Annotated in this window: 21 protein-coding genes; 15 read left to right on the forward strand and 6 right to left on the reverse strand. The window is 49.7% G+C overall.

Features of this window, described 5'->3' with window-relative positions:
- The 7 genes from groEL to RSA72_RS07910 form a co-directional block, all read left to right on the forward strand.
- Positions 1–1,114: chaperonin GroEL (gene groEL / locus RSA72_RS07880; RefSeq protein WP_332623261.1), on the forward strand; the 1,114-nt coding region annotated here is incomplete at its 5' end.
- A 453-nt stretch (positions 1,115–1,567) separates the two neighbouring features.
- A complete protein-coding gene (locus RSA72_RS07885) occupies positions 1,568–2,206 on the forward strand; it encodes a vWA domain-containing protein (protein WP_332623262.1) in 639 nt (212 codons plus the stop codon).
- A gap of 44 nt (positions 2,207–2,250) precedes the next feature.
- Positions 2,251–2,892: a TerD family protein gene (locus RSA72_RS07890; protein ID WP_332623263.1), complete on the forward strand. Its 642-nt coding sequence runs from the start codon at positions 2,251–2,253 to the stop codon at positions 2,890–2,892.
- A 13-nt stretch (positions 2,893–2,905) separates the two neighbouring features.
- Positions 2,906–3,538: a vWA domain-containing protein gene (locus tag RSA72_RS07895; protein ID WP_332623265.1), complete on the forward strand. Its 633-nt coding sequence runs from the start codon at positions 2,906–2,908 to the stop codon at positions 3,536–3,538.
- 83 nt (positions 3,539–3,621) lie between these two features.
- Positions 3,622–4,674 (forward strand): TerY-C metal binding domain-containing protein, encoded by a 1,053-nt coding sequence (locus tag RSA72_RS07900; protein ID WP_332623267.1) that lies wholly within the window; start codon positions 3,622–3,624, stop codon positions 4,672–4,674.
- A 65-nt stretch (positions 4,675–4,739) separates the two neighbouring features.
- Entirely contained in the window at positions 4,740–6,335 is a 1,596-nt protein-coding gene (locus tag RSA72_RS07905; RefSeq protein ID WP_332623269.1) for a PP2C family serine/threonine-protein phosphatase, read from the forward strand.
- A gap of 35 nt (positions 6,336–6,370) precedes the next feature.
- On the forward strand, positions 6,371–7,900 hold the full coding sequence (locus RSA72_RS07910; protein ID WP_332623270.1) for a helix-hairpin-helix domain-containing protein: 1,530 nt from the start codon (positions 6,371–6,373) through the stop codon (positions 7,898–7,900).
- Between the two features lie 4 nt (positions 7,901–7,904).
- Here the strand turns inward: RSA72_RS07910 and RSA72_RS07915 are convergent, their stop codons facing one another.
- Genes RSA72_RS07915 through RSA72_RS07935 form a run of 5 tightly spaced genes read right to left on the reverse strand, consistent with a single transcriptional unit; the run spans position 7,905 to position 12,827 of the window.
- Entirely contained in the window at positions 7,905–8,840 is a 936-nt protein-coding gene (locus RSA72_RS07915; RefSeq protein WP_332623271.1) for an HpcH/HpaI aldolase/citrate lyase family protein, read from the reverse strand.
- Positions 8,840–10,000, reverse strand: a complete 1,161-nt coding sequence (locus RSA72_RS07920; RefSeq protein WP_332623272.1) for a cysteine protease StiP family protein — start codon at positions 9,998–10,000, stop codon at positions 8,840–8,842. Before RSA72_RS07920 ends, RSA72_RS07915 begins: the two co-directional genes overlap by 1 nt.
- Complete coding sequence (locus tag RSA72_RS07925) at positions 9,993–10,772, reverse strand: HAD family hydrolase (RefSeq protein ID WP_332632995.1); 780 nt, start codon at positions 10,770–10,772, stop codon at positions 9,993–9,995. The genes RSA72_RS07920 and RSA72_RS07925 overlap by 8 nt, the downstream gene beginning before the upstream one ends.
- The gene (locus RSA72_RS07930) at positions 10,762–11,883 is read right to left on the reverse strand and encodes a phosphoribosyltransferase domain-containing protein (protein WP_332624616.1); all 1,122 of its coding nucleotides are present in this window, start codon (positions 11,881–11,883) and stop codon (positions 10,762–10,764) included. The genes RSA72_RS07925 and RSA72_RS07930 overlap by 11 nt, the downstream gene beginning before the upstream one ends.
- The gene (locus RSA72_RS07935) at positions 11,880–12,827 is read right to left on the reverse strand and encodes an ATP-grasp domain-containing protein (protein WP_332624617.1); all 948 of its coding nucleotides are present in this window, start codon (positions 12,825–12,827) and stop codon (positions 11,880–11,882) included. Before RSA72_RS07935 ends, RSA72_RS07930 begins: the two co-directional genes overlap by 4 nt.
- Positions 12,828–13,204: 377 nt before the next feature.
- On the opposite strand from RSA72_RS07935, the gene RSA72_RS07940 reads away from it, so the two are divergent.
- From RSA72_RS07940 to RSA72_RS07975, 8 genes are all read left to right on the forward strand, one after another.
- Positions 13,205–14,392 (forward strand): TerD family protein, encoded by a 1,188-nt coding sequence (locus tag RSA72_RS07940; RefSeq protein WP_332632996.1) that lies wholly within the window; start codon positions 13,205–13,207, stop codon positions 14,390–14,392.
- Positions 14,393–14,440: 48 nt separating this feature from the next.
- Positions 14,441–15,016, forward strand: a complete 576-nt coding sequence (locus RSA72_RS07945; protein WP_332623365.1) for a TerD family protein — start codon at positions 14,441–14,443, stop codon at positions 15,014–15,016.
- A gap of 18 nt (positions 15,017–15,034) precedes the next feature.
- Complete coding sequence (locus RSA72_RS07950) at positions 15,035–16,135, forward strand: DUF475 domain-containing protein (RefSeq protein WP_332623363.1); 1,101 nt, start codon at positions 15,035–15,037, stop codon at positions 16,133–16,135.
- A 1-nt stretch (position 16,136) separates the two neighbouring features.
- Positions 16,137–16,715, forward strand: coding sequence for a TerD family protein (locus RSA72_RS07955; RefSeq protein WP_332623361.1), 579 nt, complete (start codon positions 16,137–16,139; stop codon positions 16,713–16,715).
- Positions 16,716–16,817: 102 nt separating this feature from the next.
- Complete coding sequence (locus RSA72_RS07960) at positions 16,818–18,122, forward strand: vWA domain-containing protein (protein WP_332623360.1); 1,305 nt, start codon at positions 16,818–16,820, stop codon at positions 18,120–18,122.
- Positions 18,123–18,131: 9 nt separating this feature from the next.
- Positions 18,132–18,851 (forward strand): TIGR00266 family protein, encoded by a 720-nt coding sequence (locus tag RSA72_RS07965; RefSeq protein ID WP_332623359.1) that lies wholly within the window; start codon positions 18,132–18,134, stop codon positions 18,849–18,851.
- A 12-nt stretch (positions 18,852–18,863) separates the two neighbouring features.
- Positions 18,864–19,451 carry a TerD family protein gene (locus RSA72_RS07970; RefSeq protein WP_332623357.1) on the forward strand — a complete coding sequence of 196 codons (588 nt, stop codon included), beginning with the start codon at positions 18,864–18,866 and terminating at the stop codon, positions 19,449–19,451.
- A gap of 378 nt (positions 19,452–19,829) precedes the next feature.
- On the forward strand, positions 19,830–20,981 hold the full coding sequence (locus RSA72_RS07975; protein ID WP_332623356.1) for a helix-turn-helix transcriptional regulator: 1,152 nt from the start codon (positions 19,830–19,832) through the stop codon (positions 20,979–20,981).
- 72 nt (positions 20,982–21,053) lie between these two features.
- On the opposite strand, the gene RSA72_RS07980 is transcribed toward RSA72_RS07975, so the two are convergent.
- The gene (locus tag RSA72_RS07980; RefSeq protein ID WP_332623355.1) at positions 21,054–22,310 is read right to left on the reverse strand and encodes a hypothetical protein; all 1,257 of its coding nucleotides are present in this window, start codon (positions 22,308–22,310) and stop codon (positions 21,054–21,056) included.
- Positions 22,311–22,674: the final 364 nt, after the last annotated feature.

Raw genomic sequence — 22,674 nt, forward strand, 5'->3', positions numbered from 1 at the left:
GATTACCGTTGAAGAAGGTTCAGGCTTTGAAGATGCTTTGGACGTTGTTGAAGGCATGCAGTTTGACCGCGGCTATATCAGCCCGTACTTTGCCAACAAGCAAGACACCTTAACGGCTGAACTTGAAAACCCATTCGTTCTGCTTGTTGATAAAAAAATCAGCAACATCCGTGAATTGATTACAGTTCTGGAAGCAGTGGCGAAAACCGGCAAGCCGCTGTTAATTATCGCTGAAGATGTTGAAGGCGAAGCGCTTGCAACGCTTGTTGTCAACAACATGCGCGGCATCATTAAAGTTTGCGCAGTGAAAGCGCCTGGCTTCGGCGACCGCCGCAAAGCTATGCTGCAAGACATCGCAATCCTGACTGGCGCGACTGTTATTTCTGAAGAAGTAGGCATGACTTTGGAACAAGCTTCTCTTCAAGACTTAGGTACTGCGCACAAAATCACGGTATCTAAAGAGAACACTGTGATTGTTGACGGTGCTGGCGATGCAGCTCAAATTGCTGAACGCGTAACGCAAATCCGCGCGCAAATTGAAGAATCAACGTCTGAATACGACAAAGAAAAACTGCAGGAACGCGTAGCGAAACTGGCAGGCGGTGTTGCCGTGATCAAAATCGGCGCAGCGACTGAAGTTGAAATGAAAGAGAAGAAAGACCGCGTTGACGATGCGCTTCACGCGACGCGCGCTGCAGTTGAAGAAGGCGTTGTTGCCGGCGGCGGCGTTGCGCTGGTTCGCGCAGCTAAAGTCCTTGACGGCTTGAATGGCGCAAACGATGACCAAAATGTCGGCGTGAACATTCTCCGCCGCGCAATTGAAGCGCCGCTTCGCCAAATCGTAGCGAATGCGGGTGATGAGCCATCTGTAGTAATCAACGCTGTTAAAAATGGCGAAGGCAACTTCGGCTATAACGCAGCGACTTCAGTATATGGCGACATGCTGGAAATGGGTATTCTTGACCCTGCAAAAGTAACCCGTTCTGCGCTTGAGCACGCTGCTTCTGTCGCCGGCTTAATGCTGACCACTGAATGCATGATTACTGATATTCCAGAAGACAAGCCGGCTATGCCTGATATGGGCGGTATGGGCGGTATGGGCGGCATGATGTAATCTGCGCCAATATCAAGCAGCCGGCTGAATTTTAAACACTCTGTTTAGAATTTGGCTGGCTGCCCGCAATTGACTTAATTGTCTAAAGAAAGGCCGCTTTATTGCGGCCTTTTTTATTTTGGAAATTCCTGCCGGCGCTTTAAGCGCATTGGCTTCTCCCGCTGCGTAGCCTGCAGCTGCAAAATAAATCAGCAGAAAATATGCAGGCTTGAATAAAGCAAAAAGCCAAGGAATGGCCGTTTCGCTGATCCGCTGCCGCGGCTGTTTCTGCGCTGTTTCCTTCATGCGCCTGCGCAGGGTTTTCAGCTGAAAGCTAAATCTATATTTTTGAAAAAACTGGCATATATTTATTTTTAATTTATAAAAACTTTTGTTTTTATGATTTTTTTTAGGCTAATATATGTTCGACAACAAAGCTGAAAATGAACTAAAAAGTAAAAAAGAGGAGCCGCAATGAGAAGATTGCCTGTGTATTTATTATTGGATACATCCGGCTCAATGCTGGGGGAGCCGATAGAGGCGGTAAAAAATGGCGTGGAAATGCTGGTCTCTTCACTGCGCCAGGATCCCTATGCTTTGGAAACCGCTTTTTTATCCATTATCAGTTTTGATACAGCGGCGAAGCAGTTAATGCCGCTCACTGAAATTGCCATGTTCAATCCGCCGGCGCTGCAGGCTGCTGGCGCAACCCAGCTTGGGGAAGCCTTAGCTTTGCTGGCTGAAAAAATTGGACAGGAAGTGCAGAAAACCACGCCTGAAACCCGCGGCGACTGGAAGCCTCTGGTCTTTATTATGACCGATGGCGTGCCGACGGATGACTGGAAAAAAGGCTTTGACAAACTCAAGCAGGCTAAAACCGGCATTGTGGTTGCGTGCGCTGCCGGGCAGCATGCGGATACTGCGGTGCTAAAGCAAATTTCGGAAGCGGTTGTAGAGCTGGCGACAGCGGACAGCAGCGCCATTAAAGCATTTTTTAAATGGGTTTCCGCCAGCATTTCTGCCGGCAGCCAAAAAGTGGATGCAGGGCAGAAAGAAGTGAGCGGCCTGAATGACCTGCCGCCGCCGCCTCCGGAAGTCAACGTTGTACTTTAAGCAGCATACTAATAATTAACACGGGCATAAAAAGGAACAATAAAATGGCAATCACCTTAGCAAAAGGGCAAGGCCTGACGCTGGAAAAATCACAGAATAATTTGTCACTGGTCACAATTGGCCTGGGATGGGACATTGCTGAGCAAAAGAAAGGCCTGCTGGGCGGCTTATTCGGCGGGCAGCCTGCAGAATATGATCTGGATGTTGTGGCTTTTTTATGCGATGCCAGCGGCAAAGTGCGCGATGTCGGCAGAGACGCCAGCGGCAAGCCCACCCTGAAAAACAGCGATGTGATTTATTTCAATAACTTAAAGCACCGTACCGGGGACATTTGGCTGACCGGCGACAACCGCACTGGCGCGGGCGATGGCGATGATGAGCAGATTGTTGTGAAGCTGAACAATCTTTCCAGTGATTTCCATAAAATAGCTTTTATTGTACAGATTTATGAAGGCGCAAAAAACAATCAGCATTTTGGGCAGGTGCAGAATGCATTCATCCGCGCTGTAGACGCTTCCGGCAAGGAAATGGTGCGTTTTAATCTGTCTGGAAAGGGGCAGTATGAGCAGCAGCGCTCGCTGCTTTTTGCTGAGCTGGTGCGTGAAAACAGCGAATGGAAATTCAATGCGGTGGGTTCATCATCCGCTTCAGATAACTTTGTAGAATGGTTAAAAAAATACCTGTAAAGAAGAGATGAAAATGCGCCGTTTACCTGTTTATATTCTGCTGGATACTTCCGGCTCTATGCGAGGCGAACCGATCCATTCCGTAAATGTGGGCCTGCAGTCCATGCTCAGCGCGCTCAGGCAAGACCCTTATGCCTTGGAAAGCGTGTATTTAAGCGTGATTACTTTTGACATGGAAGCTAAGGTTTACCTGCCTTTAACGCCATTGGACCAGGTGCAGCTGGCTGATATTGATGTTCCGAATGTCGGCGCGACTTTTATGGGCGCGGCCTTGGAGCTGCTGGCTGCAGAAGTGCAGCAAAACGTCCAGAAAAGTTCAGCTGAACAGAAAGGCGACTGGCGCCCATTGCTGTTTTTAATGACCGACGGCTCGCCATCAGACGTTTATGCCTTTCAGCAGATTGCGCCGCAAATCAGGCAAATGAATTTCGCTTCGATTGTGGCCTGCGCTGCCGGGCCTAAGGCGAAAACGGAAGCCCTGCTGCAGCTGACCCAGCAGGTTGTGGTGCTGGACACGATGGATTCGGCGGCTTTTTCCAGCTTCTTTAAATGGGTTTCTGCAAGCGTAGTGGCCGGAAGCAGCAGCGCTGGCGTATCTGATTCAATTTCTTTGCCGCCGCCTTCAGAAATCCAGCTGGTGCTGTAAGCGCCATGCGGAACGCTGTTCCAGCTTTGAGCGCCATTTATTTTAATGCTTAACTGCGACAACAATACAAATTAGGTGAGATTATGCGCCGACTGCCTGTTTTTTTCGTCATTGACTGCTCGGAGTCAATGGTGGGTCAGCCGCTTCAAGCTGTACAAGAAGGTGTTGATTTCATTATGAATAGCCTGAGAACAGACCCCTATGCCTTGGAAACAGTGTATGTTTCGGTCATTGCCTATGCCGGGATTGTCAGAACACTTGTACCCTTGACGGAGTTGTTTGCCTATCAGGCCTGCGAGCTGCCCTTAGGCGGCGGCACGCATCTGGGGAAAGCGCTTGACCATTTGGCGAAGGAAATAGACCGCTCTGTCATTAAAACCACTGCAGATGTGAAAGGCGACTGGAAGCCGGTGGTGTATTTATTTACCGACGGGCGCCCTACCGATGATTATGAAGGCGCAATCAGCCGCTGGAAAGCCAAGTATGAAAATAGAGTGACGCTGGTTGCCATCGGCTTAGGCCAGGATGTGGATTTTTCAATCCTGAAAAGGCTGACAGAGCACTGCATTTCAGTCGATCAGATTGATCAGGACTATGTGAAAAATTTATGCAAATGGATCAGCGCTTCCGTGGTTTCGCAGAGCATCAGTGTCGGGCAGCATCAGGACAGGCAGGACTTATTGCCGCTGGATGAGCGCTACATGCACCTTGCGAAACAGCGCCTGACTTTCCGCAAGTCTAAGGCGGATGACCGGACTGTCACCATCGTCGGGCGCTGCCAAAAGCTGCATCATCCCTATATTCTGAAGTATTCGCGCCACCTGCAGTACGGCGAACTGTCAGATTTAAACATCAATATTTATAACTTTAAATTAGAGGCCTGCACTGGAATTTCCGAGGATTATTTCAGCTGGACAGACCAGGCAGCGGAAAAAGCCAAAATCAATACTTCGGTGCTGGACGGCAGCGCCAGCTGCCCGCACTGCTATGCGGAAACGGCTTTCGCCATGTGCGCCTGCGGCAGCCTGATGTGCTATGACGGCTACAGCGAATATGCGGTTTGCCCATGGTGCCAGCGTCAAATCAGCTTTTCGGTTTCAGGCGGCGACTTTGACCTGACGCGCGGACAGGGCTAAAAACATCATCAGCGGACTGAGCATAAGGGCGGAAAATGGCTGAATTGAAGTGCAGGATTAAGCAGATGCTTGAAAAAAATGAGCTGGGCTTGGAGGGGCAGTTTGTCGCCTATATTTCACAGGACGGAAATTTAAGCCAGCTGTCCCTGCTGCTGCGCGCCTTGCGCCTGCAGCTGGCGGGCTTAAGGGCAGAGATTTCAGAACCGGCGCCTGAAAATGATTCAGTTCATCAGCAGGCGGCTGCCGAAACCGGGCCGGGCGATGCTATGCAGGCAGCGCAGCCGGATGCGCCGGCGCTTCAAGCCGATTCAGCTGATGCTGAATCAGCGGATTCAGGGCTTGCACCGGCAGAACCTAATGTAAATTCAGCGCTTTCGCCAATTCATTCGGGCGAATCCAGCGCAGCAGATGAAGCGGAAAAAAACCGCAGGGCAGAGATCACCGACGTGTTTAATCAATCCAGTTTTAATGATCTGAAATTTCAGGCCGATAACGCGCGCGCCGGGCAAGCATACCAATCCCGGCTTTCGATTATCTCCCATCACGCTGCGGATGATGTGCAGTTCAAGGCGGAGAGCTTTAAGTTTCCCTATGCGCATTTTTATTTTGACGCCGCCACGCAGCAGATACACGGCATGCCTGAAAAAGCCGAAGAACTGGAATTTTCATTTCAGTACTGCATGCATCAGGAGACGCGCACTGCCAGCTGTAAAATCAATGTGATTCCAGACCCGCGCAGCTTATGGAAAGTCATCGAGCCTGAGGGCGGGCAATTATTTCCCAAAGCGCATGCTGACTTTAAATGCATTGATCTGGGGGATGATAAAATTGCGGCTGCCAGCCGAAGGGGGCGTTCGCATGAGCATGGCGGCGCATTCCGTGATGATGATTTCAGGATTTTCAATATCCCCGGCAGCCAGTGGTCAGTGATTGCCGTCGCAGACGGGGCCGGCAGCGCCGAATATTCGCGTGAAGGCTCGCGCATTGCGGTGGACATTGTGCAGAATGAGTTCCAGCGCTACTTAAATGAATACACCATTGCGGTCATTAATGAAGATATCAAAAACTGGCAGGTTGGCGTGCAGGATGAGCAGACCAATGCCATCGCTAAAAAGCTGAATCAGCAGTTTTTCAATGTCTACTATGAAATTTACCGCTCCATCATTGCGCAGATAGAACAGCAGGCGCAGCAATTCGGCGTGGCCGGAAAAGCCTTTTCTACAACCTTGCTGGCGGCGGTGGTTTGCCGGCACGGCGGCAAAACCTTTATCAGCGCCTTTTCGGTTGGCGACGGCGCAATTTCGGTCTATGGCCAGGGCCATGTGCGCTTGATGAATGCGGCTGATGGCGGCGAATATGCCGGGCAAACCAAGTTTTTAGACCGCAGCATTCATCAGGAGCTGGGCGCGCGCATTAAAATCGGCTGCTTTGCCGATGTGGAGGCGGTCATGCTGATGACGGACGGCATTTCAGATCCGCTGTTTGAAACCGATGCCGGCCTCAGCAATCCGCAAAAATGGCAGGCGCTGTATCAGCAGATTGAGCCGCTGCTGCAGTCCGAAAACGCCGCTTCAGCGCTGCTGGACTGGATGCATTTTTTCACGCCCGGACACCATGATGACCGCACTCTGGCGGTCTTGTGCAGCAAAAACAGCGCATAAACGCTATCACGCATTGAGCATCAGGTAATTCAGCTATGTCTGCAAAAATTATTAAATGTACAACCACAGATGGGCGCGCAATTGAATTTGTGGATGAAGTGATTGCTTCCGGCGCCATGAAAGATGTTTATTTCTCGCCGGATAAAAGCTATGTCGTCTGCTTTTTCAGCAGGGAAAAGAACAAATTCTATGAATCCAACGCCGCGCTGGAACAGCAGAAAGACCGCCTGAAAGAAATTGTCGGCAATAAATGGAACGGCATTTTTAACGGCGCGGGCGGCGCCTACTGGAAAAATATTTTCTGCTGGCCGGACGGCCTGGTTGAATACAACAATTTACTGGGCATTACCGCCCCAGCCTATAAGCAGCAGTTCTTTTTTGAATATGGCTCGAAGAATAACGATTTTCTGAAGATTCAAGGCAAGGAAAAAGAAGGCAAATGGTTTGCCAGCGCCAATAATCAAAACCGGTTTTTAGATGAGCGCGAAAAAGGCACATGGCTGAATTACCTTAAAATCTGCATTCAGATTTCCCGCGCCGTGCGCCGCATGCATGCAGCCGGGCTGGCGCATTCAGATTTGTCCTACAAAAACGTGCTGATCGACCCGGTCACTGGCAGCGCCTGCGTGATTGATGTGGACGGCCTGGTTGTGCCGGGCAAATATCCGCCGGATGTCGTTGGAACCCCGGACTTTATTGCGCCTGAAGTGGTGATGACCAGCCATCTGTCAAAAGAAGATCCCAGCCGTTCTCTGCCCAGCATCGCAACCGACAAGCATGCGCTGGCGGTGCTGATCTATATGTATCTGCTCTACCGGCATCCGCTGCGCGGCGGGAAAATCCACGACATGGACGACCCGCAGAAAGATGAAAACTTAAGCATGGGCGGGCAATCCTTGTTTGTAGAGCATCCGGCTGACCCGAGCAACCGGGTGCGCGCAGCGCAGCTGAAGGCTTCCCAGCTTCCCTGGGCTGATCCAGGCCAGATTCCCTATACTGTTTCAGGGCCTTATTTAACGGAACTGTTCAATAAAAGTTTTATTGACGGCCTGCATGACCCGGGCAAGCGCCCTTCGGCAAATGACTGGGAAACGGCTTTGGTGAAAACTGTTGACTTGATTCAGCCCTGCCAAAATGCCGCCTGCAGCCATAAATGGTATGTATTTGACAATACGACCAAGCCTCAATGCCCATTTTGCCATACGCCTTTTTCCGGAAAGCTGCCGGTTTTGAATCTGTATTCCGCGCGCCAAGGGGGCAGCTTCAGGCCGGATAACCACCGCCTGATGGTTTGGCCGGGGCAGTCTTTGTATGCCTGGCATGCCAATAACATGATTGCGCCGAATGAGCGGCTCACGCCGGAGCAGACCCGGCGCAAAGGCTATTTTGTGCTGCATCATGAGCGCTGGTGGCTGGTGAATGAAGGCCTGCCGGATTTAACCGACGCCGCCGCAAAAACAGCCATTCCGATTGGAGGAAAAATTGAGCTGAGCGACGGCGCGCAAATTCTGCTGTCCAAGGAAGACGGCGGCCGTCTGGCGGTGGTGCAGATGGTGCAGGCTTAAAAGCTTAGAAAGATGATGAGCTGGCCATCAGCTTATCATGGGCGCAATGCGGCTTGCTTAAGCCGAAAGTTCTGTAGCGGCGCAGGATCATCTCCGCCCAATTGCGGTGCGTAGCGGGTTCAAGCATTGAGCCGTGGCTTTTAAAGACGCTTTTTGCGTCATGCGACAGAATCTGCTGCGCTTCCTGAAATTCTTCGGCATTGACTTGAAAGGCCTGATGAATGTATTCAAGCTGCGAAGGGTGAATCGCGGTTTTGGTATAAATGCCGTTATTCATATCCTGCTGCAGTTCGGCAATCAGCAACTGGGTATTGTCAATATGCTCGCAAACCGGCGAGCTGAGCTGGAAGCCTGAAGGAATGAACAGGCCGCTCAATTGCGAAATCAGCATGCCGACAGGGGTTTGGTAAATTGTCGAATTTTTAGGGCGGCGCAGGTGCAGGCAGGACAGCAAATCGTTGCCGCCGATCCTGAGGCATAATGTTTTATGGAAGTCATATTTCAGCGCCTGATTCAGCTCAATATTATGCCCCATATCAAAGATTTCCCGGGTTTCCAAAGTCGGCATCAGATTCATATGCGGCGGCAGCACGTCCATCCACTGCATCAGGTTGTGCAGGGTGAATTTAGGCAAAATCATGCCGCTGAAGCTGCGGTTTAAATCCCAGTCGGCAATATGCTTGGCCATTTCAACATTGCGCGGGCGGATGAACACGGCAGGGGCCTTGAGGCTGGGCGCTTCAGCGCGCCTTTGCAGCACATGCTTCAGGTTGACCATCGCCGTCTGCACATCTTTTTCCAGCACAGCATCTTCCAAGCATACTGCAACAGATTTTAATGCCGGAAATTTATGCCCTTCAGTGACCTCCCACAGCTGTTCATGGGTCGCGGGAATGTACATGGTTGCGCCCAGTTCAATCGCGTGCTGTAATTGCTTCATTATTGTTTTTTCTCAACTTTTTTTATCAGTGTCACTGCGTGATAGGGGCCCAGCTGTGCGCCTAAAATATCGACCGGAATCGCGCGCTCTTGGGCAAAATGCAGCAGCAGCTGCACATCCGGGTGGGCTGAATCCTGAATTAAGATGCGTTCCGGCACGCGCCTTAAGACTGCGCGGGTCGCTTCGGCAATGCTGGGCTTAATCAGGTTGATATTGCCGACGCCATAATGCTGCGCAATCCACTGCACGGTATTCAGGCAGCGCTGCTGCTGCTGCGCGCGCAGTGCATTGCTCCAGCCGGCTTTTTCCGCATGCGGCTGCTGCTGAATTAAATCCAGAATCTGCAGAATGAACTGCAACGATAAGTCATCGGCTTTGAGGTGGTCATAGATCACGCAATTATGCCAGTGGTCAGGGTTTAAACAGCCGTCCTGCATTTGACTTGGGCTGATCTCCGCGCTTAAAACACTGCGCGAGGTCAGGCCTGAAATCACCGAGCCTAAAATGCCGAATGGAATCAGCCAGTCTTCGCAGCCTGCGCTGAGCCAAGAATAGCCGCCCAAGTCTGAAAGCGTGACCAGGCGGGGAATTTCCCAACCATCGTCAAATAATTCAGGATAGCTGCTGAGGCTTTGCGTCAGCTGCCGGCAAATGGCGCCTTTGCCGGTCCAGCCGTCGACAAAAACAATATTGTCCGCGCCGTGCTGGCGGATAATGGCATTCAGCGCGGCCAAGTCCAGGCCGCGGTCGCGGATAATGCTGATGCCGTAATGAAAGCAGGGCTGGGTTTTTTCAAGCTGATGCTTGAGCAGTACGCCAAGCGGCACGCCTGCGCGCACAAGGCTGACCAGCACCACCGGCTGCGCTGGAAATCTGGCGCTGAGCGAATGGCCCAGCTGCTGGACTTCAGCGGCCAGGCGCTCTGCGCCCAGCTTCAGGGCATGCTGGAAATGCGCCATATGCTCGGCCGTCGGCGGCTTTTCTTCACTGATCATTTCTGAATAGTGCTTTAAGCCGGACTGAATCAGGCGCTCTTTTTCTGCAACTGGGGTGGGCTGAATATCGCAGGCCTTGAGCAAAAAGGTAATATCCTGCGGACGGTAAGAGCCATGAAAGCCTAATTCCGCAAGCGCTGGATTGACGGCTGAAAAATTAGACATGGCCTAAAAATCCTTTCTGATGATGATCCTGCATTAAGCTTTGCGCTAAGAACTTGTCCAGCTGGCTGTTTTTAGGCATGCCAAACCAGTCGCAGCAGGTTAAAAATCCGGCATCTGAAAGGCTGTCGCCCCAGCCTAGCACTGCGCGCTCGCGCTGCGGGTCGTGCTTATTCAGATAAAACTCAACCGCTTTCTGCTTGGAAACATAATGCGGGATCAGCGCTAAATTATTGCCATTTAAGTGCACATAGCAGTGCTGCATGATTTCTGCAGGCAGGTGCGGCACCAATTGGCTTAAGAACAGCGGCTCCGGCGCCTCCTGCTTGGCGTAGGCGTAGACAATCCGGCCATTTTCTTCAACAAGCTGGGTGCGGATAGCGCCAATCTGCTGCGCGGCCTGCTGCAGGGCTTGCGGCAAATCCTGCAGCAGCCCGCCTAAAGCGGCGGCATCCCGCTTCTGCAGCGCCAGCCAGTCCTGATCGGGCTGCAGTCCGGCGTCCAGAACGGTTCCGCCATGCGTGCAGATTGCGCCATGCTGGAAAGACAGGTCGACCCGCTTTAAGCCATTGACTGAACGCGCTGTAACCGGCACGACATCGGCGGACTGAAACAGCCAGTTTGTAAGCACCTGCTGCTTGGGGTGCATATAGGACAGGGGCTGGCCGGTTTTATCGACGGTGGCGATTTTATGCTGCGCAGTTGGCGCCTGCTTGCGGTGAGTTTGAAACAGTGTATCATCCAGATCTACAAAAATCAGCGGCTTAGGGTTCATAGCTAATCACTTCCAGATTCTGTATTTGTTCAAATAAGCTTGGGTCTACGCTGTCTTTGGCGGTTTCCACAATCAGCAGAACCCGGTCAAACTGCTGATGCTTGACGTTATAGGCATAATTATTGATATTCAGCCCGTAGTTGTCGGTAAAAGCGCAGATGCTTTCAATCGCATGGCCTTGCATAATCGGGGAGCGGGTGGTCGAGCTGTAATACACATCGCCGCCTTGCTGTTCAAGCTGTTCCGCAATCAGAAATGGAATCCAGCTGAATTCGCCGGAACCTAGAACCAGAATCTTTTCACCTGGCTGCTTCAGCTGGACATGCGCCCAGGCGCTGCAGTCCAAATAGCCCGGTTCACGCCCCCAGTCATGCGGCGCAATAATTTTTTGCGCTTCCTGCGATGTCGCGCTGACATCGGGCATGCGGATCTCAATTTTATTTTGGCTGGCTTCCCAATGCCAGTTGCCGTGCAGCAGTGAAACCACTTCGACAGGCATGCCCACATCCAAGTCACTGATGCGCTGTTCCGCCCAATTGACTAAAGTGACCAGAATGATGCGCTCCACATGCGCTAAACCGGCATTTTTCAGGCTGTGAATCAAATTTTTAAAGGTCTTGCCGGTTGATATTTCATCATCCACTAAAATTAAGGTTTTAGCGTTTAAGAGCTGCTGATGCTTTTCCGGGTCATGGCTCGATAGAATGAACTGGTCTTGCGCATGGCTGTGCTCTTCTAAAAACAGCCCAAGCGCAGGCAGTGAACTGACAGGGTGGCGCGTGGTTGTGGAAAATATCGCGTTTTGCCCAAAATCTTTTTTAAGCTCGCGGTAGACGCCGGCGCCTAAGCCAACGGCGGTTTCAGCCATGCCGATAACTGCAGCCGGAAAAGGAACGTCTTTGGGCACCAGCGCAGCCAGATCGACATAGCTCCGGTTCATCAGCGACGGCGCCACGGGAATATGCTTGCCTAAGACTTTAGAAACAAATAAAAAAGCGCGCTTGGGATTAATCCGCTCCGCAAAGCCCAAGAGCTGATCCAGAGGCCAGTCCGGATGATGGTCATTTACCGTAACGCAGATTTGACCGCGGCTTAACTCAACTCGCTTCATAAACAATCGCTTTCCATTTTTATGCTTTGTTCTACAGGGATAACTTGCACCGGCGAAGATGCCTTGGCTCTGATCAGCGTTAAAGAAAGCTTGTGTGCAATCAGTTCCGCCATTAAATTGACGCCGGTATGCTGGGTATAGGCAAAACCGCCGGCGGGCCGTGGATTAATCTCCAGAATGCGCCAATTCAGGTTCGAGTCCTGCTTGAACTGAATGTTGATGAGCCCGTCGCATTGAAAATGTTCCACTAAAGCTGAGCAAATTGCATGGCAGGGATGCGCCAAATCGCAAACCTGAAAGAATTTATGCTTTGTGCGCGTGACTTGCGCCAAGATCTTTCCGGCATCGCAGGCAATGTCCACGGAACATTCCTGCCCGTCCAGATAAGGCATAATCAGATAATCGATGGCCGGATTCAGCTGCCCATAGGCTTCAATAAACTGCCGGGTATTGCAAATGCTCGAAATCTGGAATTTTTTAAAATAATCAACATCATCCTGCAGCTGCACAAATCCGGCGCCGTACACGCCGTGCACAGGCTTGGCGCAGATTTGCGGGTACAGCGCCTGATACTGCTGAATCGCGGCTGCCAGCTCGGCGGCATTGCTGACTTTGGCGCAGGGAATATGCGGCAGGCCAATCGCTTCGCATTGCTGCGTGAAGCGGTATTTATCATTGACCGCGGCGTGCTGCGCGGCGCCGATTGCTCCGGTAATCAGCTGGATATTGTTTTTTTGAAATTCTTCCCGGTGCGCTTCTATAAAATGCGCGTGTTTGCCGCAGAACAGCAGATCCACCTGATGCTGCATGCACTGTTCCAGCAGCCAGTCTGCCGATTGGCGGATAGGGGGCTGGCGCTCAAAATGATCCGCATATATCTTTAATTCAGGGCGGCCGAGGCTATGCGATGCAATGACCTTAATGGAGTCTGATAAACTGGACATTTTCAGCAGCTGGATAACATCTTTCTGGCAGGAATAGCATTCAGCTATCCAAATGGTATATTGTTGTTTCACAGAAGGTTTTTGTCTCAATAAAACGTTAAATTTATAAGAAATGAAGAATATGCAAATAGTGTGTGGAATATATAATTTTTTCAGCCGGAGCTGCAATCTGTTTTTGCGCGGTTTTCCAGCACATGATTTAGCCTGCGTTAAAATTAAGCAAAAAAACCCTCAGAAGCTTTGGCGCGCGCATTTTTTTATGTTAAAAAGGTTGAGCATTTGTTCAATATTTAAATTTTAGATTGAATACAGTTTGGTAAAAAAAATTCATTAGAATTATGAATTTTAATAAAAAATTTATTGATTTAGGGGGTTGTATGCAGCTTGTGGCAGGCGGGAATATAGGGCTTGACGCTCAGATTGTTGAGATATTGATTAAGACCGCAGTGCCAGCCCATGTCGATTTAGACATTGCTGCATATCTGCTTCAGCAAAGCACGCAGAAAGTGCGCGGCGATCAGGACATGATCTTTTACGGACAGACATCTGCGCCGAACCAAAGCGTAGTGCTGTCCGAGTCCGCTTCCAAATCGCCTTATTTGACCAAGCTGCGCATTAATACTGCAGCGATTGACCCGCAAATTCAAAAAATCGCCATCTGCGCGACTTTAAGCGAGCCGCATACGGTCAGCATTTTGCCTGCCGTGCAGCTGGAGCTGTGTTCAGCAGGGCAGGTGCTGGCGGCGGCCGCTGTGGATACGCAGCATAAATCTGAAAAAGCGCTTATCTTGGGTGAAGTGTATAAGCATAACGATAAATGGAAATTCCGTTTCGTAAATCAAGGGTTTAATGGCGGCTTAAAGCCGCTGTCCGAAAACTTCGGCGTTGAGGTTGCCAGCGAAAGCAGCGACCCTGCACCTGCACCTGCACCTGCACCTGCACCTGCATCAAGCATTAATTTGTCCAAAATTAAGCTGGATAAAAACAACTCCAGCATTAACTTAAGCAAGAAAGGCGCTGGATTCGGCAAAATTTCGGTCAATTTGAACTGGAACAGAGGCCAGCCTCAGTCCCAGTCTTTTTTCAAAAAACTCAGCCGCTCGAATTCTATCGATCTGGATCTGGGCGCAATGATTCAGTTTAAAAATGGGCGGATTGCCTTGGTGCAGGCGCTCGGAAAGCAGTTCGGCCATTATGATCAGCCGCCATTCATGCACTTGGATGGCGATGACCGGACGGGGTCCGCCTCGAATGGCGAGAACCTGTACATTAACGGCGACCGCTGGGAGCATATCGAGCGTGTTGTCGTCTATGCCTATATTTATGAAGGCGCAGCCCAATGGGCCGCAACAGACGGTGTGGTCACGATACGGATTCCAAATCAGCCGGAGATTGAAGTCCGGCTGACAGACGGCAATCATTTAACCACATGCGCCATAGTCGAATTAAAGAACGCCGCCGACAGCATTCAGGCGAACCGCGAAGTACGCTATTTTAAAGATCAGCAGTATCTGGATGAGCATTACCGCTTCGGTTTCCGCTGGTCGCAAGGCTCCAAAGACTAAAAGCAGCAAAATAATTTATAACCTTAGCTATTTAAAAATGAGGAAAGCATGGCTATTTCATTGAACAAAGGCGGAAACTTATCTTTAAGCAAAACAGACCCGTCATTAACTCAGGTGCTGGTCGGTTTAGGCTGGGATGCCCGCGCTACAGATGGCGTGGATTTTGACTTGGACGCCTCGGCTTTTTTACTGGGCGCAAATGAGAAAGTCCGCGGTGAGCATGATTTTATTTTCTATAATCAAACCCGCTCACAGGACGGTTCTGTTGAGCATACCGGCGACAACCGCACAGGCGACGGCGACGGCGATGATGAAGCGGTAACCATTGATCTTGGCAAAGTTTCTCCGGACGTGCAAAAGATTGCCATTACGGTGACAATTCACGATGCGGATTCCCGCGGGCAGAACTTCGGCCAGGTGCAAAATGCGTTTATCCGCGTTGTGAATAATCAAAGCCAGGTGGAAATTGTGCGCTTTGACCTGAACGAAGATTATTCAACTGAAACGGCAATGATTTTTGGCGAATTATACCGCCATAACGGCGAATGGAAGTTCCGCGCTGTGGGCCAGGGCTACAACGGCGGCTTGCGCGCCATGTGCCAGCAATACGGCATCAATATCTGACGCGCTGAGTAACCGCATATGAAGCATTTCAGGTTTTCAATAATTTTCACCGTCATTTGCCTGGCTTTAGCAGGCTATTGGGGCTTTACGCATGGGCCGGAAGCCGGCCTGATGATGATGCTGAAAGTGCTGGCCATTACCGCTATTTTAGCGGTCATGGAAGTTTCTTTATCATTTGACAATGCCGTGGTGAATGCCTCGGTGCTCAAGCATTGGGATCAGTTCTGGCGCAAGCTGTTTTTAACTGTAGGCATTATTGTGGCTGTATTCGGCATGCGCCTTATTTTCCCGCTGCTGATTGTCGGCGTGACGGCGGATATGAGCATGCTTGAAGTCGCCAAGCTGGCGCTGAATGACCCCAAAACTTACTCAGATAAGCTGATGGCGCATCATGCTGAAATTGCAGCATTCGGCGGCATCTTCCTGCTATTGGTGTTCCTGAACTTTCTATTTGATGATGAAAAGGATGAGCACTGGTTCCACTGGCTGGAATCCAAGCTGGCGGATCTGGGAAATATTCAGGCAATTTCAGTTTTCATCTCATTGGCGGTATTGCTGATTATCGCAGGCTTTGTACCTGAAGCTTCACGCCTGGTTGTTGTCATGGCCGGCATTTGGGGCATTGTGGTCTACGTCGGCGTGCAGGTTATCGGGCATCTGCTTGAAGGCGGCGGCGGTGATGAAGGTGAAGATGATGCGCAGGCTGAGAAAAACGGCGGCGCAGCAGCCGGCACCATTGTAAAAGGCGGGATCGGCGGCTTCCTCTACCTTGAAGTGCTTGACGCATCTTTTAGTTTCGATGGTGTAATTGGGGCTTTCGCAATTACCAGTGATGTGGTAATTATCATGCTGGGCTTAGCCATAGGCGCAATGTTCGTGCGTTCCATGACCATTTTTCTGGTTGAAAAAGGCACGCTGGATGCCTATGTGTATCTGGAGCACGGCGCCCATTATGCAATTGGCGCATTGGCGCTGATCATGCTTGCCAGCGGCACCGGCGTGCATGTTCCAGAAGTTGTAACAGGTTTGATTGGCGTCGCATTTATTGTCTGGGCAGTAATTTCGTCAATTTCATATAGTAAAAAGCAGCAACTCGAAACAATTGAAGAGGGAAATTAAAATGGCAATTAGCTTGTCTAAAGGCGGTAACATTAACTTATCTAAGACCGCTCCAACCATGAACAAAGTGGACTTAGGCTTAGGCTGGAATCCGCGTGTAACTGACGGCAAAGCATTTGACTTGGACGCAGTGGCATTTTTAACCGGCGAAGACGGCAAAGTGCGCTTAGACGGCGACTTCATTTTCTTCAACCAGAAAACATCGCCATGCGGTTCAGTCAACCATAAAGGCGACAACCGCACAGGCGACGGCGAAGGCGACGATGAGGCGATTTCAGTTGACTTGTCTAAAGTCCCTGCGGATGTTGCAAAAATTGTTTTTGCAGTAACCATTCATGAAGGGCAGCAGAATGGCCAGAATTTTGGTCAAGTGGATAAAGCCTATATCCGCGTTATTAACCAAGATGCAAATGCTGAAGAACTTGCCCGTTTTGACTTGTCTGAAGACGGCAGCACAGAAGTCGCGATGATTTTTGGCGAATTATACCGCCACAGCGGCGAGTGGAAATTCAAAGCGGTAGGCCAGGGCTTCAATGGCGGCCTGGGCGCTTTGGCTGGAAGCTATGGCGTAGCGGTATAACACTGCATTTAAGTGCTAAAAGAGCAATCTTTTAGTACTTAAAAGTGATTTTAATCCTGAATTTAAGATTATTTTTAAGTACTAAAATTGAGCAGAATAACAATGAATTTAATTTCAGGTCAGAAAATAGCATTAGATAAGCTCATTCAGAATGAACAGGCTTTTACCGTAAAAATAGCGGCCAAAGCGGATTTTCCGGTTGATATTTCCTGTTTCGGCATTGGCTTGAATAGCCGGCTTTTGCATGATGATTATATGATTTTCTATAATCAGCCGAAATCTCCGCAGCATGAGGTTGAATACTGGGCTGAATCAGAAGCGCACTTTTTTCATTTTGACTTAAGCAAGGCCAATCCCGCAGAAATTCAGCGCTTTGTCATCTGCGCCACGGCGGATGCGGCCATGCATGGCCTGAAAGATGCCTATGTGGAAATTTTAAGCCAGCAAGGGCAGGCGCTTGCGCAGTATAAATTGGATTCCAGCCAATTTAATCTGGAAAAAGCCATTATGCTGACTGAAATTTACTGCAAGGGCGGCCTTTGGTGCATGGCAGCCATTGGCCAAGGCTTTAATGGCGGGTTAAAAGCATTAGTCGAGCATTTTGGCGGTGAAGTTGCAGAGGAGGAAGGCGCTGCGCCGCATCTTCCTGAAGCGCAGCAGCCTGCGCCGGCAGCATCCGTAATTGATCTGAAAAAGCGCGTCGTGCTGGATAAAATAGAAAAAACTGCGCCGCATTTGATTGATTTAACCAAAAAATCCTTGATCAGCTTGGAAAAGAACAGCCTGATTGGCGCGAAAGCCCGGGTGGCTTTGATTCTGGATTATTCCGGCTCCATGTCAAATCAGTATAAAAACGGCGATGTGCAAAAAGTTCTGGACCGCATCATGCCTTTGGCTGTTAATTTTGATGATGACGGCAGCTTCGAATGCTGGGCTTTTGCTGAGAAAGCATTGCGCCTGAGTGACGTCAGCTTAAGCAATTTAAATAATTATATTGAAACTGAGCATGGCGGGCATAAAAAGTGGAATGCCGGCGCCCGCTATAATAATGAGCCTGCTGCGCTTGAAAGCGCGGTTGAATATTTTACCAAAACCAGCCCATCCCGGCTGCCGGTCTATATCGTATTTATTTCTGACGGCGGCGTTTCAGAAACCCGGAAAATTAAGCAGATTTTAAAGCATGCTTCGAATTATCCGATTTTCTGGCAATTCGTCGGCATTGGCGGCCGCAATTACGGCGTCTTGGAGCAGCTGGATACAATGGCTGGGCGCGTGGTGGACAACTGCAGTTTTTTTGCAATGGATCATATTCACAGCATGCCTGAAAGCCAGCTGTATGACCTGCTGCTGCAGGAATTTCCAAGCTGGCTGAAAGCAGCCCAAGATCAAAATATCATTGCGCAATAAGGATACAACATGGCGAATTTTCAATTGGCGGGCAGCCCGGAACCGTTCCTGCTGGCGGATTTGCAAAAAGGAGAAAAAATCTTCTGTGAATCCGATGCCATGGTCATGATGGAAGCGAATCTTGAACTGGGCGGCTCACTGAGGGGCGGCTTATTTCAGTCTTTCATGCGCCGCTTCACCACGGGTGAATCCCTGTTCCAGCAGGAAATAAAAGCTTCATTTGGAAACGGGCAGTGCCTGCTTTCGCCGAATCTGGACGGCGATATGCAGATACTGGACATAGGCCAGAACCAGTATGTGCTGTCAGACGGCGCATTTGTGGCGGCTACAGAGCATGTTAACGTAAGCGCAAAAGTGCAAACCAATATTGGCGGGAGCCTGTTTGGCGGCACCGGCGGCTTTGTCGTGATGGAAACCGCTGGACAAGGCCAGCTCTGCATTTCAGGCTGCGGCACTTTGCTGGAAGTCGATGTCAGCGCGCAAAATGGCGAAACCACGATAGACAATGGCCATGTGGTCGCGTGGGATTCCAGCCTAAGCTACAGCATCGGCTTGCCAAGTTCACAAAACCGGGGCCTGATGGGCAACCTGTTTAACAGCGTGACCAGCGGTGAAGGAATGGTGCTGAAATTCAGGGGCAATGGCAAGGTGGTTATCTGCTCCAGAAACCGCAAAAACTATGTCACATGGCTTGCGTCAGTTTTAAATTTAAATAGCAATAGCAGGTAAAAGGGTAAAGATATGGGTATTAGCTTAGTAAAAGGGCAAAAAATTTCTCTTGCCAAGGCGGACGGCGCGTCATTGACGCGGATATATTTGGGCGCCGGCTGGGATGTCGCTAAAGGCGGCGGCTTTATGGGCGGCTTATTTGGCGGCGGCGGTTCTTCAATTGACTTGGATGCATCAGCGATTTTATTTGATGAAGCCAAGCAGCCGCTGGACAATGTCTGGTTTGCGCAATTGCGCAGCCGTGACGGCAGCATCAGCCATTCTGGGGACAACCGCACAGGTGACGGTGACGGCGATGATGAAAAAATCTTTGTTGATCTTGCGCGCGTGCCACCGCAGGTGAAATCTATTGTATTTACAATCAGCAGCTTCCGCGGGCAGACATTTGAAAAAGTTGAAAATGCTTTTTGCCGCGTAGTAGATGAAACAACCAATACTGAAATTGCGAAATACAATTTGTCGGCAAAAGGCAAGTATACCGCGCTGATTATTGCAAAAGTTTACCGCCATGACGGCGCCTGGAAAATGTCAGCGCTTGGCGAATCATGCAACGGCAAAACGATTCACGATATTATTCCGTCAGTTCTGCCTTTATTATAAGCAGCCTGATGCGGGAAAAACCCCAAGCCGGCCTTGGGGTTTTTCAATTTTTAATGGTTCAAATTGCAGCGCGCAAAGCAAAGCATGGCACTTAATCCGCGGATCTTTTAAGAAGTTTGCTTACAAAAAAAATACAGCCATGCTGGGCAATGTCATAAGCCGTCCTATAAGATAAATCAAACTATTATTTCAAGCTTCATGCAAGGCCTTGCGCTGCGGTGAGGCATGATGCAATTCATCTGCTGCAGCCGGCTGATGAAGAAGCCCTGCTGTTCAGCGGATTTTTTGCCGCGGTTAATCAATAATTCATCTATTTTTGACTTTACAGCGCTTAGGTTTATCCTTAAGCAAGAATAATAAATAAAGAGGCGGAGCCAAATGGATCAGGAAATGGAAAATAAAATTATTGGCACGGTTTATGATGCGGCCTTGGATGCTTCGCTGTGGCCGGAGGTAATCCGCCAGATTGTTGAATTTACGCAAAGCAAAACTGCGGTGCTGACGGCTTTGGATCGGCTGAATCCTAATTATGATTTTGAGCATGCCTTTAATATTCCGCAGGCCGGCTTAGACGCTTATCATGATGAGCAGGTCAGGCTGATTGATATGGCGCTGCATATTCCGCTGTGGCAGCAGCAGGGCATAGGCGGGGTGATTAATCAGGATTTGAACCGCTATGCGCAGCTGTCTAATTCAGATGAATTTATTTTTTATGAAAAATGCCTGAAAGTCACCGGCATCAGCTATATTGCCGGCGTGCTGCTGGATCATGGCGAATACCGCTGGTCTGTTTTAGGCATACACCGGGCGTCGGAACAGCCTGCTTTTGCACAGGAAGAGCTGGATTTTCTTAAAAGAATAGGCGTGCACATTCGGCGCGCCCTGCAAATACACAAGCAGCTCAGTTTTGCCCGGATTGAAAATAAAAACCTGTACCGTGTGCTGGACGCCATTAAAGTCGGCATTATCCTGATTGATGAAAAACGCACGTTGTACTATGCCAATCAGCGCGCGCAGCAATTGCTGGAGCACAGTAAAATTTTTGAATTTGACGCGCAGAACCGGATTTTTATGGCGCGGATGTATCAGCAGAAATTTGAGCGGCTGATTCAAACCACGCTGCTGGAAAGCCGCGCCAATACAGATGATATTGGCGGTGTGCTGGCAGTCAACCATCATAATGGCCAGCAGTTCATGCTGACCGCTACGCCATTCAGCAGCATTGAGCGCTTTGAAAATTTAAAGGATAAGAATTATGCGGTGCTTTTTATTTCAGAAGTCGGGCAGCAGTATGCGCTGGCAACGCCGTATTTAAAGGAAATTTATACTTTATCGCCCAGAGAGTGCGAAATTTGCGAACTGTTTGTGAATGGGTCAAATTTAGAAAAAATAGCCGTGCACTGCAATCTGACCTTAAGTTCGGTGCGCACTTATGTCAAAAATATCTATGGAAAGCTGCAGTGCAATTCGCAGGCAGAACTGCTGCATAAGCTGATGGGCATGACTATTAATTTTGAGCATGTTTCCTAAAAAAAAGACCTTGGAGATCCAAGGTCTTGAAGTGCGGGTATGAAGGAACTGCGTTAAAATCAGCTGCCGGCTTTAGAAGCGCTCCAGCTCCGCGCTCTGGTCATCGGCATTGGTAATGCTGAGCAGGTCGCCGTCTAGAACATAAGTGAATGAGTACAGGTCATATTCCTGAGCGGCGATGTCGCCCCATGTATCGACCAGGCCAGCGCATCCATTGGTATCGTACTGCACTGCTGTCGCTGCCAATGCGCCGTTTGCTGCCGAATAGGTTCCAGATTCAATACCTTCCCCGCATGAGTTATAGGCATTGGTTGAAACCTGAAGATAGGAGCCGTCGGCGAAGAAGGAAGTGATTTGACCGTCAATTTTCCATGAGCCGGTCAGGCTGCCTGCGGTATTTTCAATTTTAGTAAACTCATAGGACTGGTCACCTTCTTTCAGCAGCAGCTTGCCTTTGGCGCTGCCGTACAGCAGTTTAAGCTGCGCTTCAGGATGGGACAGGCCCCATTCGCCATTGCTGTCAAGGTCGAAGCCATCCAAACTGTCCAGATCGCCATTCGCAGCGTTCCATACCATTTGACCCACTTCTATGCCGGATTCGCCAGAGTCATCTGCAGGGCCGACTTCGCCCAGCGTGAAATGGAAGGTTTTTTCATCATCCACACCGCTGGTTGTGCCGTCAATGTAGAGCACCGTTTTCATGCCTGTGGCTTGATCTTCTAAGAGCCATGCCCCGGTATGGTCTTTAACAAAGGAGTCAAAGAAGTTGTTTTTTGCATCCTGCTCTGAAACCAGCTCTGTGCCGGCCGCTTCAATGGCCAGCGCCAAGGTGGCGTCTTCTTCAAAGGATTCAGTAGGCAAGGTGAAATCGAGGGTTTTATCCGCCAGCGCATCTGCTGCTGCTGGAGAAATTTCAATGCCGTTGGTATGGTCCTGGTCAGCATCCAGCGACTGCAGGAAAATCATCACATTGACGCGGGCATTTTCGGCATTTTCATTTGTATCTTGATAAAGGTCAAGCGGGGTAATTTGGGCCTTCGCATTGACGGTTTCTCCAATTTGGACGCCGCCTACATAGAACGAGATGGTATCGCCGTCTTCATACTGGAATAGGCCTTTTTCAGTTTCAGATGCGCTGGTTGTGCCTTCGTGTGTAGTTTCGCCTTTGGCATTGCGCGAAATATATTTAACGCCGCTGACTGGTCCATCAGAGAGTACGCCGGTTTTAGTTGTAGGCTGCGGGCTGCCTGAAGATGAGCCGTCGTCAGAGCTGCCTCCGCATGCTGTTAACAGTGCAGCTAAAGACAAAACAAGTATTGTTCTTTTCATGGTCTTTCCCTCAGTATATTTTTATGTGAGATTGTGAGACCGATGTTAGGGGGAGGAGGATGTTTCTGAATATCCTCAAATGGGGAGGGGGAGAAATAATTATTTTTTTTTAGTCAATGATTAAAGTTGAATAAATTGAAATTTCATTTATATATTCACTAAAAAAAGCCCTGCAAAGCAGTAATGCCAGTCAGTTAGAAACTGACTGGCTTTTTCTTTTTTAGACTTGCAATATTGTTTGATACGCGGAAGCGTCATCCGCAACCTGTATGGCCTTTGAAAAGGACTGTTTTTGCAATAAAACTATTTAAGTGCAGAAAGTGAACAGGTTTCGCGGTGAGGCGCACTGCGCCGCAAGATGCTT

It is taken from the genome of Acinetobacter sp. (assembly GCF_036659555.1).
In the GTDB taxonomy this organism is placed as follows: domain Bacteria; phylum Pseudomonadota; class Gammaproteobacteria; order Pseudomonadales; family Moraxellaceae; genus Acinetobacter.